Raw genomic sequence first — 17,225 nt, 5'->3', positions numbered from 1 at the left:
CGACTTATCCGGTTCAGGAAAGTTGTTGTCAGGCACAGGCATAGCGGGACACGCCGCCCGGCGTCTGAGGGGTGATATCAACCCCTTTGGAGGTGGTCGTGGACCCCGCGGACGAGCAAGGCTTCCGCGAGTTCGTCTCTGCGCGCTCTCCCGCCCTGATGCGGCTCGGCTTCCTGCTCACCGGTGGTGACCAGCACGGGGCCGAGGACCTGGTGCAGAGCGCGCTGGCGAAGCTGGCGGCGAAATGGCAGCGGGTCGACGCGCCCGAGGCGTACGCCAGGCAGATCATGTACCGCCAGCAGGTGAGCTGGTGGCGCGCGGCCGGCCGGCGGGGCGAGGTCGTCCAGGCGAGCCCGCCCGACCTGCCGGGAGCGGACCGTACGCACCAGAGCGAGCTGCGCATGGTGCTGCGCGGCGCGCTGGCCAAGCTCACCGCGAAGCAGCGCACGGTGCTCGTGCTCCGCTACTTCGAGGACCTGCCCGACCACGAGGTCGCCCGCGAGCTCGGCTGCTCGGTCGGCACGGTCAGAAGCACCACACACCGATCGCTCGCCCGGCTCCGGCTGATCGCCCCCGAGCTGGCCGTGGAACTGGAGGCCGCGACATGACCCGACTGCTTCGCGACACCTTGGAGGAGTGGGCCTCGGAGGCCCGGGTCCCGCACGACCTGGCGGACCGGGCGCTACGGAGGCGTGCCTGGCTGCCCATCGGCGCGAGCGTGCTGGCCGCCGGGCTGGCGGTCGCCGCTGCGGTGTTCGTCATCGTCCCGCATGGCGAGAACACGACGGTACGGCCCGCGACCGGGGTGAGCGTCCCGGCCAGGCCGACGGCGACCTCGACCGAGCTGCTGGCCGACCCCGACAACGCGCCCCCGAAGAAGCTGGTCGCGGCTGGGAACGTCGCCGTCTCCGCGTACTGGACCACCAAGGTCGACAAGCTGCCCGACAAGATGGAGCTGGTCCGCCGGACCTGGTCGCTCTACGACCCGCGCACTGGAGGCTACGAGCAGACCTCGTGGGCCTGGGCCGACGTGGCGCCGGGACTCCAGCTCGCCGCGGTGGTCGAGGGCGACCTGATCGGCAAGCGGGTGGGCATCCTCGACATGAACACCCGGCAGGTGCTCGACTGGATCGATCTGGAACACGCCGTCGGGTCGGTCGTCTGGTCGCCCGACGGGACCAAGGTTCTGGCCACGGCCTATTCCGAGTTTCCGGATCGGCGCCAGGCGATGGGGAAGGACTCCTTTCAGGTGTTCCCCAGCCCGCGGATCGGCTACTACGTCATCGACGTCGCCACCGGCGAGGCGGACTACCACGCGCTCGGGCCGATGAGCAGGCACGGGTCTCCAGGCAACTCCAACGCGCGCCAGGATCTCGGCTGGAGTCTGGACGGGTCGCTGCTCTGGCAGCCCAGCAACACCAGGCCGGACAAGGTCTTCATCGACTTCGACGGCAAGCAGGTGGCGGCGCCGGCCGATGACCAGTACGTCTACTACACCGGCAGGTCGAGGGTCTCGCCCGACGGCAAGCTGGTTCTCGGCCCCGACGGCCTGCCGACCAGCATCACCGACCGGTCCGGAGCGGTCGTCGGCAAGCAGAAGGTGCTCCAGCTCCTGGCCTGGGCCGACGACGACAACGTGGTCGCGCTCGGTTGCGCGGGGGAGTGCGGGAACGAGTTCGACAACGGCCTGGTGCTGGTCAGCGTTGACGGCTCCCGGATGACTCAGCTCACCGCCAACCGTGACCGGAACAAGGACGACTGGGACTGGGTCCTCACGCCCAGGAACTGACGCGAGACAGCCGATCAGTCCATGAAATCCTCGACGTTCTCCTTGGTCGCGACCCTCACCGGCACGGCCACGGTCTTGTCGATCTCCTCACCCCTGGCGGCCTTGACCGCGGCGGTCACCGCCTGCTGACCGATCATCGCGGGCTGCTGGGCGACGGTGGCGTTCAGCGTGCCCGCCTGGACCGCCTTCAGGCCGTCAGGGGTGCCGTCGAAGCCGACGATCTTGACCTCCGTGCCGGCCTTGGCGCCCAGGGCCTTGATCGCGCCCAGGGCCATCTCGTCGTTCTGGGCGAACACGCCGTTGATGCCGGGGTGCGACTGGAGCAGGTTCGTCATGACGTCGAGGCCCTTGGCCCGGTCGAAGTCGGCCGGCTGCTGGGCCACGACCTGGATGTTCGGGAACCCCTTGATCCCTTCGGTGAAGCCCTGCCCGCGGTCGCGCGCGGCGGACGTGCCCGCCACGCCCTGCAGCACCACGACCTGGCCCTTCTCGCCGAGTTCCTTGGCCAGTTCCTGGGCCCCCAGCTTGCCGCCGGTCACGTTGTCGGAGGCCACGGTCTGCGTCACCTCGGCGCCGTTGACGCCGCGGTCGGCGGCGATGATCGGGATGTTGGCCCGCTGCGCCGCCTTGACCGCGGGCGCCGCCGCGTCGGAGTCGACCGGGTTCAGGATGATCGCCTTCATGGCCTGGCTGACGAAGTTCTGGACCTGGTTCACCTGCTGGGAGGCGTCGTTCTGGGCGTCGGTGACGGTGAGCGTGGCGCCGAGCTTCTGGGCCTCGGCCTGCGCCCCGTCACGGAACTGGACGAAGTACGGGTTGTTCAGCGTCGACACGGACATGCCGATCTTGATCTCGCCCGCCGCCGACGTGGCGGGGGAGCTGGTGGGGCCTGGCTGGCCGGACGAGCCGCAGGCGGTGAGGCCGAGTGCGAGAGCGGTGCCGGCTATGACGATGGCAGGAATCCGCATGATCTATCCCCTTCCTATTACATTCCCCTGCGCCGCAGCGTGTCGACGAGGACCGCGAGCGCGATGACCACGCCGATCACGACCTGCTGCCAGAACGCCGAGACGGAGAGCAGGTTCAGGCCGTTGCGCAGCACGGCCAGGATGAGCGCGCCGACGAAGGTGCCGAGCGCCCGGCCCTTGCCGCCGGACAGGCTGGCGCCACCGATGACCACGGCCGCGATGGCGTCCAGTTCGTAGCCGGCCGCGGCCTGCGGCTGGGCCGAGGCCAGGCGGCTGGCCAGCACGATGCCGGCGACCGTGGCGAACCCGCCGGACAGCGCGTACGTGATGAGCAGTTGCCGGCTGACCTTGATGCCCGACAGCCGGGCGGCCTCCTCGTTGCCGCCGATGGCGTACATCGCGCGGCCCGCGTAGGTCCTGTTGAGGATCACGGCCGCGATGACGCCCATGATCAGCATGACGACGACGGGGACCGGCAGGTAGGTGCCGATCGTGTCGCCCAGGTGGGTGACGGCGTCCGGCATCGCGATGGGGCTGCCCTGGGAGATGACGAGGGCCAGGCCGCGGGCGATGCCGAGCATGGCCAGCGTGGCGATGAACGGCGGCAGCTTGCCGTACGCGATGAGCACCGCGTTGACCAGCCCGCACGCGACGCCGACCGCCAGGGAGACCAAGGTGGCCAGCGGCCAGGGCAGGCCCGCGACACTGGCCGTCCACGCCAGGGCGATCGCGGAGAGCGCGGCGACGGAGCCGACCGACAGGTCGATGCCGCCGGTGACGATGACGAACGTCGAGCCGAAGGCGAGGATCGCGGTGACGGCCGCCTGGACGCCCACGTTGAGGAGGTTCGTCACGCTCAGGAAGTCGGACGACAGCAGCGACAGCGCTACGACCAGCACGACGAGCGCCGCCAGCGCGCCGTTCTCGGCCAGCCAGGATCGCCGGAGGAACACGTTACTTGGCACGGGGCCCCTCCACGTCGGTGACCGCCAGCGCCATCACGCCGTCCTGCGTGGCCTCGACCGCGGGCAGCTCACCGACCAGCCGGCCGCGCGCCATGACCAGGATCCGGTCGCTCATCCCGAGCACCTCGGGCAGATCGCTGGAGATCATGAGCACCGCGCGCCCCGACGCCGTGAGCTCGTTGATCAGCTGGTAGATCTCGACCTTCGCGCCCACGTCGATGCCGCGGGTCGGCTCGTCGAGTATCAGCACCCCCGCGTCGGCCTCCAGCCACTTGCCGATGACGACCTTCTGCTGGTTGCCGCCGGAGAGGGTGCGGACCTCCTGGCCCAGGCCGGTCATCCGGATGCCGAGCTGTTCCGCGACCTCCGCGGCGGCCCGGAGCTGGCCCTTGCGGTCGACGAACCCGGCGTGGGTGGCCTCGCGCAGGGTGACCAGCCCGAGGTTCTCGGCGATGTCCGCGCCCAGGACCAGCCCCTGGCCCTTGCGGTCCTCGGGGACCAGTCCGAGGCCGGCCTCCATGGCCGCGTGCACGTCCCCCGGCGCCGGCCGCTGCCCGCGCACGGTGACCTCGCCGGTGTCGTACCGGTCGGCGCCGAAGATCGCCCTGGCCACCTCGGTACGGCCGGCGCCCACCAGCCCGGCCAGCCCGACCACCTCGCCGGCGCGCACCTCGAAGGAGACGTCCTCGAACACGCCCTTGCGGCCGAGCCCGGTGACCTTGAGCAGCGGCTCGCCCGCCTGGCCGCGCTCGCGCGGGAACCGCTGGTCGATCGGGCGGCCCACCATGAGACGGACCAGTTCGTCCTGCGGGGTGTCGGCGGGCACCTCGGCGACGGACCGGCCGTCGCGCAGCACGGTCACGCGGTCGCCGATCGCCGCGATCTCTTCGAGGTGGTGGGTGATGAAGACGATCGCCACGCCCTCCTCGCGGAGCCGGCGGACGATCGAGAACAGCTTCTCGACCTCGCCGGTGGTGAGCACCGCCGTCGGCTCGTCCATGATCAGGACGCGGGCCTGGAGGGCGAGCGCCTTGGCGATCTCCACCATCTGCCTGCGCGCGATGCCCAGCCGGCTGACGGGCGTCCGCGGATCGACGTCCACGCCGACCCGCGCCAGCAGCTCCACGGCGCGCTCGTGCATCCGCTTGGTGTTGACGAAGCCGAACCTGCGCGGCGGCCGGCCCAGCGACAGGTTCTCGGCCACGCTGAGCTCGGGCACCAGGTTGAACTCCTGGTAGATGGTGGCGATGCCGAGCCGTTGGGCGTCGCCGGCCGTGCGGATCTGCACGGGGTGCCCGTCGAGCAGCACACGGCCCTCGTCGGGGTGGTAGGCGCCGGAGAGCATCTTGATCAGCGTGCTCTTGCCGGCGCCGTTCTCCCCCAGCAGGACGTGCACCTCACCGGAGCGTACGGTCAGGTCGACGCCATCGAGCGCCAGCACACCCGGGAAGCGTTTGCGCAGGCCCTCGGCCCTGAGAAGCTCCACCCTCCGATCGTGTCCGCCATCGTGGCGACGGACACTGAACGTGCGGGGGCCTTTACCAGGAAAGTACCAGTCTGGCGGGAACCGCCCCGGTCGTTAGCCCCGGGCCACGGCGTTCATGCCAGCCTCGGTACAAGCCTGAGCGCGTTCCCCGTGTAGACCTGCTCCAGCACGTCACGGGGCAGGTCGAGACCGGAGATCGTCCAGCGGCCCATCAGCGGCGGGTCGTCCGACGAGTGGGCGAACGCCTCGTCGTCGGTCTCCATGAACCGGAAGTGGGTCCGGTAGACCTCCCGGTCCGGCGGGATCTCGTCGGTGCCGAACAGCACCCGGTCCGGGTGGCGCAGCATCAGCGCCCGCGTCGCCCTGGGCTGGCGGCCCAGCTCGGCGATGCGGGCGGCGATGTCGATGTGGAAGTTCGGGTACGTGTCGAGCATCCGGCTCGCGAAGCCCAGGTTCTCCGGCCAGCAGCCCGCGTGCACGCCGATGACCGTGGTGGCCGGATGCCTGGCGATCATCGCCTCCATCGCGTCCATCAGCCGCTCGAACGGCGGGAACTCCGGCCCGGAGAAGTTCCAGTCCGGGCGGGCGGCCAGCAGTTCGAGCCGCTCGTTGCGCTCGTCCGCGGGCTCGAAGAAGGCCACCGGGTCGGCGGTGTGCAGCGCGATGGGGATGCCCACCTCGCCGGCGGCCGCCCACAGCGGGTCCAGCCTCGGGTCGTCGAGCATCACCAGCTCGCCGCGGTCGTCGCGGACCCGCAGGCCGACGTCCTTCCAGACCTTCAGCCCGGCCGCGCCCTCGGCCACCGAGCGGCGTAACCGGGCGGCCAGCCGCTCGCCGAAGCCCGGTTCGGCGGTCTGTGCCCAGTCGACGTGGCAGAAGGTGGCGAACCTGCCGGGGTGGGCCGCGTCGTAGCGCTCGATGTTCTCGGCCAGCTCGGCGCCCCAGCGGCCGTCGAGGTTGACCATGCCGCGCAGGTTGAGCTCGTCCATCAGGTCGATCAGCGCCGGGACGTCCTTGACCATCCAGCCGCCGTCGTCGCTGAGCCACCGGCCCAGGTGGATGTGGGCGTCCACGGCGGGCACGGCGGCGCGGTCGACCTGGTGGGCCGCGACCCGGAGTTGGGACACCGGCCGGTATCGGGACAGCGGTAGGTCGGCTGGGCACATGGCCACTCCTCGATCAGTCGCGGATGCCCGCGGGCAGCAGGTCGCCGTGCGCCGCGATCAGCTCGTCCACCAGCTCGCGGACCTTGCGGACCGGCAGCGTGGCGGCGGTGTTCGGGTCGAGCAGCGCGGCCTGGTAGACGTGGTCGCGCCGGCCTTCCAGCGCCGCCTTCACGGTCAGCTCGCTGACGTTCAGCATCGTCCGGTTGAGCGCGGCGACCTGGGCGGGCAGCTCGCCGATCCGCATCGGCTGCACGCCGGCCCGGTCGACGTAGCACGGCACCTCCACGCAGGCCTCCTGCGGCAGGTTGGAGATCAGGCCGCCGTTGCGCACATTGCCATGGATCATCCGGCCGGTGCCGGTCTCCATGGAGTGGATGGCCAGCGAGGCCAGCTCCTCGCCGCGCTCGATCGGGACGCCGGTCCCGGCCGCCAGCGAGCGCTTGTACGACTCGTACTCGTCGAAGCCCTCCGCCAGCCACTCCAGGTAGATGTTGACCGGGATGCGGTAGCGCTCGACCTCTTCCTCATGGGGCAGGAACCAGGGCAGGTACTCGGATCCATGCTCGCTCGACTCAGTCGGGAAGTAGCCGAAATTTCGGTATACCTCCACGCGGACGCGGCGGGCCAGCTCGGGATCTTTTTCGATCAGCGCGTCGAGCCGCGGGTACAGGTTCTCCCCGCCGCGCTCGAACCGCAGCACGAACGCCTGATGGTTCACCCCCGCGGTGAGGAACGAGATCTCCTCCTCCGGCACCCCGACCAGGCCCGCCAGCGTCCGCTGGGTGTCGCGCGCCGCGTGGCAGACGCCCACCACGTTGCGGAACGGCGTGCCCGCGTAGACCGCCCACGGGATCATCGACATGGGGTTCGTGTAGTTGAACAGGGTGGCGTCCGGTGCCAGCTCGGCCAGGTCGTCGCCGATGCCGACCATCACCGGGATCGTGCGCAGGGCACGGAAGATGCCGCCGATGCCGAGGGTGTCGGCGATGGTCTGCCGTACGCCGTACCGGGCGGGGATCGCGAAGTCACGCTCGACGGCGGCCAGGCCGCCGACGGCGATCTCGTTGATCACGTAGTCGGCGCCGTCGAGCGCGGCCCGGCGGTCGGCGTGCGCCTCGATCGTCGCGCCGACGCCCAGCTCACCGACCATCCACGTGGCCATGGCCTCGGCGGTGGACAGCCGGGCCTCGTCGATGTCGTGCAGCACGATCGTGGAGGCGGACAGCTCGGGGAAGGTCAGGAGGTCGGACAGCAGGTTCTTGGCGAACGTGATGCTGCCGGCGCCTACCAGGACGATGCGGGCCATGGGTTCTTACCTCGATTCCGGAGTGAGCTTTAGGGGAGTGAGCTTTAGGGGAGTGAGCAGGGCCTTGATGGGGAGGGCTTGGCCGTGCATGAGCTGGGTGAAGATGTCGGCGCCTTCGTCGAGGGGGTAGGAGTCGACCCAGGTCAGGTCCCATCCGCTGACCAGGTCGATGGCGGCGGCGAAGTCGGTGCCCGTGTAGGCGAAGGAGCCGAGGACGCGCTTCTCGGTGCGTACGAGGTCGGCGGCGTCGAAGGCGGCGGCAGGGTCGGCCAGGCCCAGCCACACCGTCACCCCGCCGGGGCGCAGGTGGGCCACGGACTGCTCGCGGGTGGCCGGCGCGCCGACGGCGTCGAAGATGACGTCGTACTCGCCGGTCAGCTCGGTGCCGGTGGTGGTGGCGCCGAGCCGGGCGGCGGCGGCCAGCCGCTCGGGTGAGCGGTCGGCGACGTGGATGGACGCGGCCTTGCCGGTGTGGGCGGTGTGCAGGCAGGTGAGCCCGATGGTGCCGGCGCCGATGATGGCGACGCGGGCACCGGCGGGATGGCCGGCCAGGCGCCAGGCGTGCACCGCGTTGGCCAGCGGTTCGATGACGGCGGCGGCGGTGGGGTCGACGCCGCCGGGCAGCGGGATGACCGAGGCGGTGGGGACGGCGACGCGTTCGGCGTAGCCGCCGGGCCGGTGGATGCCGATGATCTGCCGGTTCCGGCAGATGTTGGGTTGTCCCTGGGCGCACAGGTCGCAGGCGCCGCAGGACAGGATCGGGTTGACGACGACGGGTCGCCCGTCGTCCGTGTGGCCGGTGAACTCGTGCCCCATGATCAGCGGCGGTGTCCGGAAACCGGGTCTCTTGACCCCGTGCAGTTCGCTGCCGCAGATGCCGGAGGCGGCTACGTGGACGAGCACCTCGCCGGCGCCGACCTCGGGCTCGGGCGCCTCGCGCAGCTCCACCACGCCCGGACCGGTGAACACCAGGGCCTTCACGCGAGCCCACCGATGGTCGAATGCTGGCGTCTCATAGAGCTCCTGTCTTGATCGCATTCTGTATCGCGGAATAGCATTCCGAATAAGCGATAGCAGATCATTGCTGGAAAGGGGATGTCAAGGGGTCGGAGGAGTCAAGGGTGGCTTTTCGCCTGTTTTGGGCTATTCCGAACAATGGAACATCCCACCACAAAGCAGAATCATGAAACTTTCACTGATATGCCGATACTTTCATGCTGAAACACCTCCGAGGGGGAGCGGGTCTTGACCCTGAAGCTGCTGCTCCATAGCGTCCCGAGGGATCGAAACTTTCGGGATCGGAGGTTGGGCGCCTGTGTTTCTCTTCAGATCTCTCACCGCGGTGGCGGCGCTGCTCATCGTGTTCCTGCTGCCGACCACTCCGGCGGACGCGTCGGCGCCGCTGCGCGTGCACGCCGCCAGTCGCGGCAAGTTCATCGGCGCCGCGCTGGCCACCACCCCGCTGGCGAACGAGAGCCAGTACCGCACCATCGCGGCCACCGAGTTCAGCCAGGTCACCGCAGAGAACGCGATGAAGTGGGACTCGACGGAGCCGAGCCAGGGCCAGTTCAACTTCTCCGGCGCCGACCAGATCGTCACCTTCGCCACCCAGAACAACCAGCAGGTCCACGGGCACACGCTCGTCTGGCACAGCCAGACACCCGGCTGGGTGCAGAGCCTCGGCGCGACCGCGATGCGCTCGGCTATGCAGAACCACATCAGCCAGGTCGTCGGCCACTACGCGAACAACGCGACCGTGACCTCCTGGGACGTGGTGAACGAGGTCTTCGACGACAACGGCAACATGCGCACCTCGTTCTGGTACAACACGCTCGGCCAGAGCTACATCGCCGACGCCTTCCGCGCGGCCCGCGCCGCCGACTCCAACGCCCGGCTGTGCATCAACGACTACAACGTCGAGGGCATCAACGCCAAGAGCACCGCGATGTACAACCTGGTGTCGTCGCTGCGCCAGCAGGGCGTGCCGGTCGACTGCGTGGGCTTCCAGGGCCACCTCGCGATCCAGTACGGCTTCCCGGGCCAGGTCCAGCAGAACATGCAGCGCTTCGCCGACCTCGGCGTCCAGGTCAGGGTCACCGAGCTGGACATCCGGATGATCATGCCCCGCGACGCCACCAAGGACGCCACGCAGGCCACCTACTACCGCGACGTGGTCAACGCCTGCATCGCGGTCACCGCGTGCGCCGGGATCACGATCTGGGGCTTCACCGACAAGTACTCCTGGGTGCCCGACACCTTCTCCGGCCAGGGCGCCGCGCTGATCTACGATGCCTCCTACCAGCAGAAGCCCGCGTACACCGCCGTACACGACGCGCTGGCGGGCGGCACCAGCACCGACACCACGCCGCCGACCACACCCGGCACCCCGGCCGCGTCGAACATCACCGCGAACTCCGCCACCCTGACCTGGACGGCGTCCACCGACTCCGGCGGCAGCGGCCTGGCCGGCTACAACGTCTACCGCGAGCAGGGCACCACCGATCCACAGCTCGGGCAGAGCTCCACCGCCTCCATCACGCTGACCGGGCTGAGCGCCGCCACCCAGTACCAGGTGTACGTACGAGCGCGCGACGGCGCGGGCAACCTGTCCGGGAACTCCGCCCTGGCCACCTTCACCACCACCACCGGAGGAAGCGGCGGCGGGCCGTGCACGGCGACCGGCACCGTGCAGACCCAGTGGGCCGGCGGCTACGTGGTGCAGCCGGTGACCGTCACCAACACCGGCTCCTCGGCGATCAACGGCTGGACGGTCACCTTCACCCTGCCCGCCGGCCACACGCTGAGCGGGTCCTGGAACGCCACGCTGACCAGCAGCGGCCAGACCATCACCGCGAAGAGCCTGGGCTACAACGCCAACCTCGCCCCGGCCGCCAGCACCACCTTCGGTTTCCAGGTGAGCCGCCCGGCAGGCGACACCGCGACGCCGTCCGGCTACACCTGCGCGTCTCCCTGACCGCCTCGATCCAGTGACGGGGGAGCGGCCCATGAGGTGCCGCGCCCCCGTTCGGACTGTCCAGACTCCGGTCAGTGATCCACACCTCGGCTACCTGCCTGTTAGCGTTATCGCGGAGGTGGTGATCCGGATGGCTGGGGGATCGGACGGCAAGTCGCGCACCAGGCCCGCCGTGCTCGGCGACGTGGCCGCGCTGGCGGGCGTCTCGGCGATGACGGTCTCGCGGGTGCTCAACGCGCCCGACCGGGTCCGCGCCGAGACCCGGGAGCGCGTGCTGGCCGCCGTGCGCGAGCTCGACTACTGGCCCAACTCGGCTGCTCGCCAGCTGGTCACGGGCCGTTCGGGCGTGCTCGGCGTGGTCAGCATCGACACCACCCTGTACGGCCCGGCCTCCACCCTCTACTGCATAGAGCAGGCGGCCCGCCTGGCCGGCTACACCGTGAGCATCGCCAGTCTGAGCCTGCTCAACCGCAAGTCGATCGAGGAGGGCGTGCACCGCCTCCGGACCCAGTCCGTCGACGGCGTGGTCATCGTCGCGCCCCACGAGTCGGCGGTCGACGGCCTGCGTTACCTGCCGCCCGATCTGCCGGTGGTGGCCGTCGACGCGGGTAAGGACGCCCCGGTGCCGGTGGTCATGGTCGACCAGCGGGCGGGTGCCGCGCGGGCGACCCGCCACCTGCTGAGCCTCGGCCACGAGACGGTCTGGCACGTGAGCGGGCCGGTCGACTGGATCGACGCCAGCGGCCGGATCGAGGGCTGGCGGGGGGCGCTGGAAGCCGAGGGCCGGCCGGTGCCCGAGCTGTTACGCGGTGACTGGAGCCCCCGGTCGGGCTACCAGCACGGCCGGCGGCTGGCCGCCGACCCGTCGGTCACGGCCGTCTTCGTGGGCAACGACCAGATGGCGCTGGGCGTCCTCCGGGCGATGCGCGAGGCCGGGCGCCGGGTGCCGGAGGAGGTGAGCGTCATCGGCTTCGACGACATTCCCGAGGCGGCCTACTACTGGCCCCCGCTCACCACGGTCCGGCAGGACTTCCGCGAGGTCGGCAGGAGCGCTTTCCACCTGCTCCTCGACCGGATGGCGGGCGCGGAGAAGGAGACCCAGCGGCTGGTGGAGCCCGAGCTCGTGGTCAGGGAGAGCACGGGCGCCAGCCATACGAGGTGATCAGCCGAGGCGGATCACGTTCCATGACACAGGAGGCAGCAGCACGCGGAGCGGATCGTGCTGGACGTCCGGGTTCGGCCGGGGTGCGACGGTGTCCGGCGCCTCGGCCGTGTTGCGGGCGTAGACGTCGGGGCCCGCCAGCGTGGTGGCCTCGATGATGCGGGCGCCGCCCAGCGACCGCGCGTCGATCTCCAGGGAGAGCGGCTCGTCGGTCGAGCGGTTGACGGCGAAGATCACGGTCTCGTCGCCGGAGTGCGTGGCGACGGCGTGCAGCAGCGGCACCTCCCCGTACTCCTTGGTGTCGTGGCTCGGCGAGGTCGCCTCGACGCGGAGCACGTCGCCGGCGGCGTACCGGGACGCCTGCGCGAAGGGGTGGAAGGTGGTCTGCTTCCACGCGGACCCGCCGGGCGAGGTCATGATCGGCGCGATCACGTTGACCAACTGGGCCAGCGAGGCGGAGGTCACCCGGTCGCTGTTGCGCAGGAGGGTGATCAGCAGGCCGCCGAAGGCCACCGCGTCCGCCAGGTGGTAGTGGTCCTCCAGCAGCGGCGGCGCGACCGGCCAGTCGCGCGGCGGCTCGGCGGACTGGAAGCGGGACAGGTACCAGACGTTCCACTCGTCGAACGAGAGGTTGATCTTCTTTCGCGACTTCAGCCGGGCCCCGACGCTGTCGGCGGTGGACACGACCGAGGAGATGAAGTACTCCATGTCGGTCGAGGAGGCCAGGAAGCTGGCGAGATCGCCGTCCTTCTCCTCGTAGTAGGCGTGGCAGGAGACATAGTCGACCACGTCATAGGTCTCCTCCAGCACCGTGGCCTCCCACGCGCCGAAGGTCGGCATCGACGAGCCCGAACTGCCGCAGGCGACCAGCTCCAGTTCGCCGTCGACCATGCGCATGGCGCGGGCGGTCTCGGCGGCCAGCCGGCCGTACTCGCGGGCTGTCTTGTGGCCGGTCTGCCACGGGCCGTCCATCTCGTTGCCCAGGCACCACATCCGGATGCCGTGCGGCTCCTTGGCGCCGTTGGCGATCCGCAGGTCGGACAGCGCGGTGCCGGACGGGTGGTTGCAGTATTCGAGCAGGTCCAAAGCCTCGGCGATGCCACGGGTGCCGAGGTTGAGCGCCATCATCGGCTCCACCCCGGCCTTGCGGCACCAGCGGACGAACTCATCCACCCCGACCTCATTGGTCTCGGTGCTGTGCCAGGCCAGGTCCAGCCGCCGGGGCCGATCGGCGACCGGCCCGATGCCGTCCTCCCAGCGGTAGCCGGACACGAAGTTGCCGCCCGGATAGCGGACCGTGGACACGCCCAGCTCGCGGGTCAGGTCGAGAACGTCGCGACGGAAGCCGTCCGCGTCGGCGGTCGGGTGGCCCGGCTCGTAGATGCCGGTATAGACGCAACGGCCCAGGTGTTCGACGAACGTGCCGAAGGTACGGCGGCGTACCGGGGCCACGCGGAAGGCGGGGTCGATGGTGATATGCGCTTCGTGCACTGTACAAACTCCTCGGAAGTGATTCATAGATTGTTAGCGCTCCCATAGGGCGGGTCAAGGGCTCTTGACAGCTCTGGTGTTACCGCAAACACTCGGGTAACCCGAAAAGAGGCCACTCATGGAAGGTCCCTCACCCGTCTCCCGCCGCCATCTCCTCGGCGGCACCCTCGCCCTTCTCGGTGCCGGCGCGGCCGGCTGCGCGATCCCCGTCGGCCTGGGCTCGGCCCAGCGCCGGGTCCGCTACTGGCACTTCCTCGGCGCCAGCGACGGCATCATCATGAACCGGATGGTCGGCGCGTTCGCCAAGGCCAATCCTGACATCTTCGTCGAGGAGAACGTGCTCGCGTGGGGCGAGCCGTACTACACGAAGATCGCGATGGCCGGAGCGGGCGGGCGCTCGCCCGACCTGGCCACATTCCACCTGGCCCGCCTGTCCGGGATCGGCGCCGGCCGGATACTCGACCCGATCAACCTCGACCTGCTCGCCGAGAACGGTCTGCGGGCCGCCGACTTCAGCCCGCCCATCTGGGAACGCGCCCACATCGACGGCGAGCTGTACGCCGTGCCGTTCGACGCCCATCCCATGGTCCAGTACTACAACACCGACATCTCCCGCCGGGCCGGCCTGCTCGGCGCCGACGGCAGGCTGAAGCCGACCACCGGGACGGACGCGCTGCTGGCCATGCTGCGCACGGCCAAGGACACGCTCGGCGGCAAGCCGCCGCTGGTCTTCGACATGCTCGGCCTGGGCACGGTCGGGCCGTGGCGGGTGTGGGAGTCGCTGTACGCGCAGAGCGGCGGCACGCTGGTGTCGGACGACGGTGCCCGGGTCACCCTGGACGACGCCAAGGCGCTCGACACGCTGCGGTTCATGCAGTTGCTCGGCAAGGAAGGGCTGTGCGGCACGCGCACCGACTACGGCGCGTCCGTGGCCGCCTTCACCAACGGCGAGGCGGCCTTCCTGTGGAACGGCGACTGGGAGACCACCGGGTTGAAGGAACGCAAGACGCCGTTCAGCATGGCCCGCTTCCCCAGCGTCTTCGGCAGCGGCGCGGCCCAGGCCGACTGCCACTCGTTCGTGCTGCCGCACCAGCGCAGCCGGGACCCGGAGACCGAGGCGGCGACCTACCGGTTCATCGCCTACCTGGTCAAGCACAGTGCCGACTGGGCGGTGGCCGGGCATGTGCCCGCCTACCTGCCCGCGCTGGAGGAGCCCTCCTACCTCGCGCTGCAACCGCAGTCGGAGTACCGCTCGGTCATCACCGAGGTCGCGCTGGACCCGAAGGTGTGGTTCGCCGGATCCGCGTCTCGGTTGTGGATCGAGTTCGGCGACGCGTTCTCGCCGGTCATCAGCGGGTCGCGAACGCCCGAACAGGGCCTGGAGACGGCCAAGCAGGCGCTGCGCCGGCTCATGTCAGCCCCCAACCCCTTCCCTGTCAAGGAGGGATGATGGCCGCCACTGTCGCAGCCCCCGCCGCCACCGCTCCGGTCTCCCAGATCCAGGTACGGCGCCGCTGGACCCAGCACGGGCTGCTGTTCGTCGCGCCTTTTCTGCTGATCTACGTCGTCTTCCTGGTGTGGCCGACCGTGCTCGGCTTCCGCATGAGCCTGTCGAGCGTCAACATCGCGGGCGGCAACAACGAGCTCGTCGGGTTCGCCAACTACGCCGAGGCGTTCAGCGATCCCAGGATGTGGCACTCGCTGTGGAACACGCTGGTGTTCACCGTGCTGAGCACGATCCCGCTGGTGCTGCTCGGCCTGGCATTCGCCCTGCTGGTGCACAACCTGCGCTTCCTGCAGTGGCTGTGGCGGCTGTCGTTCTTCGGGCCGTTCCTGCTGCCGTCGGCCGTCATCGCGGTGCTCTGGCTGCAGATGATCTATCCGCCCGACTACGGCCTGCTCAACGGCACGCTGGGCACCCATGTCCTCTGGCTGGGCGACCCGGACGTGGCGATGTGGTCGATGGTGCTGACCACCGTCTGGTGGACGGTCGGCTTCAACTTCCTGCTCTACCTCGCCGCCCTGCAGTCGATCCCCCAGCACCTGTACGACGCCGCCGCGATCGACGGGGCGACGGCCTGGACCAAGCTGCGCTCGATCACGCTGCCGCTGCTCGGCCGGACGACCGTGCTCATCGTGGTGCTGCAACTCCTGGCGTCGCTGAAGGTCTTCGACCAGATCTACCTGATGACGAACGGCGGCCCCGAGGAGGCCACCCGGCCGATCATCGAGTACGCCTACGAGGTCGGCTTCTCCGGCTACCGCATCGGCTACGCGTCGGCCATCACCTACATCCTCTTCGTCCTGATCGTCATCGTGTCGCTGGGGCAGCTCCGGCTGCTCCGCAAGCGCGAGGAGGCCCTGTCATGACCAAGCGGTTCAGCCCCTCCCAGATCATCCTGCTGGTGATCGCGGCGGCGCTCGCCATCGTCTGGATCGCCCCCATCGCCTGGGCCGTCGCCACCTCGCTGAAGCCCGAGTCCGAGACCACCAAGCTCCCGCTCCAGTGGTTCGGCAGCGAGCTCACCCTGGACGCCTACCGGCTGGTGCTGGCGACCGGCGGCATCGTCAAGTGGGCGATCAACTCGACGGTCACCGCGGTCGTCGTCACCTTCATGACCGTGCTGTTCTCGGCGATGGCCGCGTACGGCTTCGCGCGCACCCAGTTCCGCGGCCAGCGGGTGCTGCTGGCGGTCATCCTGGCCGGGATCATGGTGCCGCCGCAGGTGCTCATCGCACCGCTGTTCGCCGAGATGGTGGCGTTCGGACTGGTCGACACCTGGTGGTCGATCATCCTGCCGCAGGTCGCGGCGCCGCTGATCGTGTACATCCTCTACAAGTTCTTCCAGGACGTGCCGGTGGAGCTGGAGCAGGCGGCCTTCGTGGACGGGGCCGGGCGCTGGCGGGTGTTCTTCACGATCGTCCTGCCGCTGTCGCGCCCGGTGCTCGCGGCCGTGTCGATCTTCACGTTCATCACGACGTGGAACAACTTCCTCTGGCCGTTCCTGGTCTCGACCGACCCCAACACGATGACGCTGCCGGTCGGCCTGGCCAACGTGGTGCAGGGCACGTTCGGTCTCCGGTACGCGCAGATCATGGCCAGCGTGGTGCTCGCCGGGTTGCCGCTGCTGGTGGTCTTCGTCCTCTTCCAGCGTCAGATCATCCGGGGAGTCGCCCATGCCGGCCTCGCCGGTCAGTGACATCATGCGTTCTTATGTACTTCCAGCACGCGGACCAGATGTGGACTGAGCATCCCGAACTCGCGGCCGGCGTGGTCTTCGCCACGGGCATCACGCCGGACGCCGACGCCGGTCCGCCGATCGCCCGCTTCGGCGCCACCGCCGAAGCCCGGCTCGCGACCGGCGCGGAGTCCGAGCTGCCGGAGATCCAGGCGTGGCGGCGGACCTTCTCGAAGATGGGGCTCAAGCCGACCCAGTACCGCTGCGCCTCGGAGTCGCTGCTGCGCCGCTTCAGGAAGGAGGGGGCGCTGCCCCGGATCCATCCCCTGATCGACCTCTGCAACGCGGTCTCGCTCGCGTACGCGATCCCGGTGGCCGTGTTCGACGTCGCGGAGGTCACCGGCAGCCTCGAGGTACGGCACGCGGCCGGCGACGAGAGCTACCTGACGTTCTCGGGCGAGACCGAGCGCCCCGAGCCCGGCGAGGTGATCTTCGCCGACGCCGCCGGTCGAGCGCATGCCCGGCGCTGGACGAACCGGCAGAGCGGCCGCTCGGCCGTACGGGACAAGACCGCCACCGTGCTGATCGTGGCGGAGGCGCTGCACGACACGGCGGCGGACGACGTCCGCGAGCTCACCGACGTGCTCGCGGACGAACTGGCCGCCCTCTGGCCGGCGAGGCCGGAGACCGCGCTGCTCAGCCCGGCGGCGGCGAGGTTCGAGTTCCCGGCGGGCTAGCC

General features: G+C 69.9%; 13 protein-coding genes and 1 pseudogene. 8 read left to right on the top strand and 6 right to left on the bottom strand.

Translation table 11 applies throughout. The annotated features are described in order from the left end of the window. Nucleotides 1-98: 98 nt before the first annotated feature. Complete coding sequence (locus AB0F17_RS12080) at nucleotides 99-608, top strand: SigE family RNA polymerase sigma factor (RefSeq protein WP_358020356.1); 510 nt, start codon at nucleotides 99-101, stop codon at nucleotides 606-608. Continuing rightward, entirely contained in the window at nucleotides 605-1,789 is a 1,185-nt protein-coding gene (locus tag AB0F17_RS12075) for a hypothetical protein (RefSeq protein WP_358020353.1), read from the top strand. The genes AB0F17_RS12080 and AB0F17_RS12075 overlap by 4 nt, the downstream gene beginning before the upstream one ends. Nucleotides 1,790-1,803: 14 nt before the next feature. Here the strand turns inward: AB0F17_RS12075 and AB0F17_RS12070 are convergent. The 5 genes and pseudogenes from AB0F17_RS12070 to AB0F17_RS12050 all read right to left on the bottom strand — a co-directional run bounded on the left by AB0F17_RS12070 (nucleotide 1,804) and on the right by AB0F17_RS12050 (nucleotide 8,661). Beyond that, a pseudogene (locus tag AB0F17_RS12070) lies at nucleotides 1,804-3,722 on the bottom strand (substrate-binding domain-containing protein). After that, nucleotides 3,712-5,208: a sugar ABC transporter ATP-binding protein gene (locus AB0F17_RS12065; protein WP_358020350.1), complete on the bottom strand. Its 1,497-nt coding sequence runs from the start codon at nucleotides 5,206-5,208 to the stop codon at nucleotides 3,712-3,714. Before AB0F17_RS12065 ends, AB0F17_RS12070 begins: the two are co-directional and overlap by 11 nt. A 113-nt stretch (nucleotides 5,209-5,321) precedes the next feature. Further along, a complete protein-coding gene (locus AB0F17_RS12060) occupies nucleotides 5,322-6,374 on the bottom strand; it encodes an amidohydrolase family protein (protein WP_358020347.1) in 1,053 nt (350 codons plus the stop codon). 13 nt (nucleotides 6,375-6,387) lie between these two features. Beyond that, complete coding sequence (locus tag AB0F17_RS12055; RefSeq protein WP_358020344.1) at nucleotides 6,388-7,680, bottom strand: alpha-glucosidase/alpha-galactosidase; 1,293 nt, start codon at nucleotides 7,678-7,680, stop codon at nucleotides 6,388-6,390. Nucleotides 7,681-7,686: 6 nt separating this feature from the next. Continuing rightward, complete coding sequence (locus AB0F17_RS12050) at nucleotides 7,687-8,661, bottom strand: alcohol dehydrogenase catalytic domain-containing protein (protein ID WP_358020341.1); 975 nt, start codon at nucleotides 8,659-8,661, stop codon at nucleotides 7,687-7,689. Nucleotides 8,662-8,995: 334 nt separating this feature from the next. Between AB0F17_RS12050 and AB0F17_RS12045 the strand changes: the two genes are divergently transcribed. Continuing rightward, on the top strand, nucleotides 8,996-10,654 hold the full coding sequence (locus AB0F17_RS12045) for an endo-1,4-beta-xylanase (protein ID WP_358020338.1): 1,659 nt from the start codon (nucleotides 8,996-8,998) through the stop codon (nucleotides 10,652-10,654). A 130-nt stretch (nucleotides 10,655-10,784) separates the two neighbouring features. After that, nucleotides 10,785-11,816: a LacI family DNA-binding transcriptional regulator gene (locus tag AB0F17_RS12040; protein WP_358020335.1), complete on the top strand. Its 1,032-nt coding sequence runs from the start codon at nucleotides 10,785-10,787 to the stop codon at nucleotides 11,814-11,816. Here AB0F17_RS12040 and AB0F17_RS12035 read toward each other — a convergent pair whose 3' ends face one another. Beyond that, the gene (locus AB0F17_RS12035) at nucleotides 11,817-13,307 is read right to left on the bottom strand and encodes an alpha-N-arabinofuranosidase (RefSeq protein WP_358020332.1); all 1,491 of its coding nucleotides are present in this window, start codon (nucleotides 13,305-13,307) and stop codon (nucleotides 11,817-11,819) included. It abuts the gene before it with no gap. A gap of 118 nt (nucleotides 13,308-13,425) precedes the next feature. On the opposite strand from AB0F17_RS12035, the gene AB0F17_RS12030 reads away from it, so the two are divergent. Genes AB0F17_RS12030 through AB0F17_RS12015 form a run of 4 tightly spaced genes read left to right on the top strand, consistent with a single transcriptional unit; the run spans nucleotide 13,426 to nucleotide 17,223 of the window. Further along, complete coding sequence (locus AB0F17_RS12030; protein ID WP_358020329.1) at nucleotides 13,426-14,757, top strand: extracellular solute-binding protein; 1,332 nt, start codon at nucleotides 13,426-13,428, stop codon at nucleotides 14,755-14,757. Continuing rightward, on the top strand, nucleotides 14,757-15,677 hold the full coding sequence (locus AB0F17_RS12025) for a sugar ABC transporter permease (RefSeq protein WP_358020326.1): 921 nt from the start codon (nucleotides 14,757-14,759) through the stop codon (nucleotides 15,675-15,677). Before AB0F17_RS12030 ends, AB0F17_RS12025 begins: the two co-directional genes overlap by 1 nt. Continuing rightward, nucleotides 15,674-16,507, top strand: coding sequence for a carbohydrate ABC transporter permease (locus tag AB0F17_RS12020; RefSeq protein ID WP_358020323.1), 834 nt, complete (start codon nucleotides 15,674-15,676; stop codon nucleotides 16,505-16,507). The genes AB0F17_RS12025 and AB0F17_RS12020 overlap by 4 nt, the downstream gene beginning before the upstream one ends. Nucleotides 16,508-16,521: 14 nt before the next feature. Then, complete coding sequence (locus AB0F17_RS12015) at nucleotides 16,522-17,223, top strand: phenylalanine--tRNA ligase beta subunit-related protein (protein WP_358020320.1); 702 nt, start codon at nucleotides 16,522-16,524, stop codon at nucleotides 17,221-17,223. Nucleotides 17,224-17,225: the final 2 nt, after the last annotated feature.

This window comes from Nonomuraea sp. NPDC026600 (genome assembly GCF_040638335.1).
In the GTDB taxonomy this organism is placed as follows: domain Bacteria; phylum Actinomycetota; class Actinomycetes; order Streptosporangiales; family Streptosporangiaceae; genus Nonomuraea.
The sequence above is the reverse complement of the archived record's forward strand: the minus strand, read 5'-3'. Positions and strand labels throughout refer to the sequence as shown.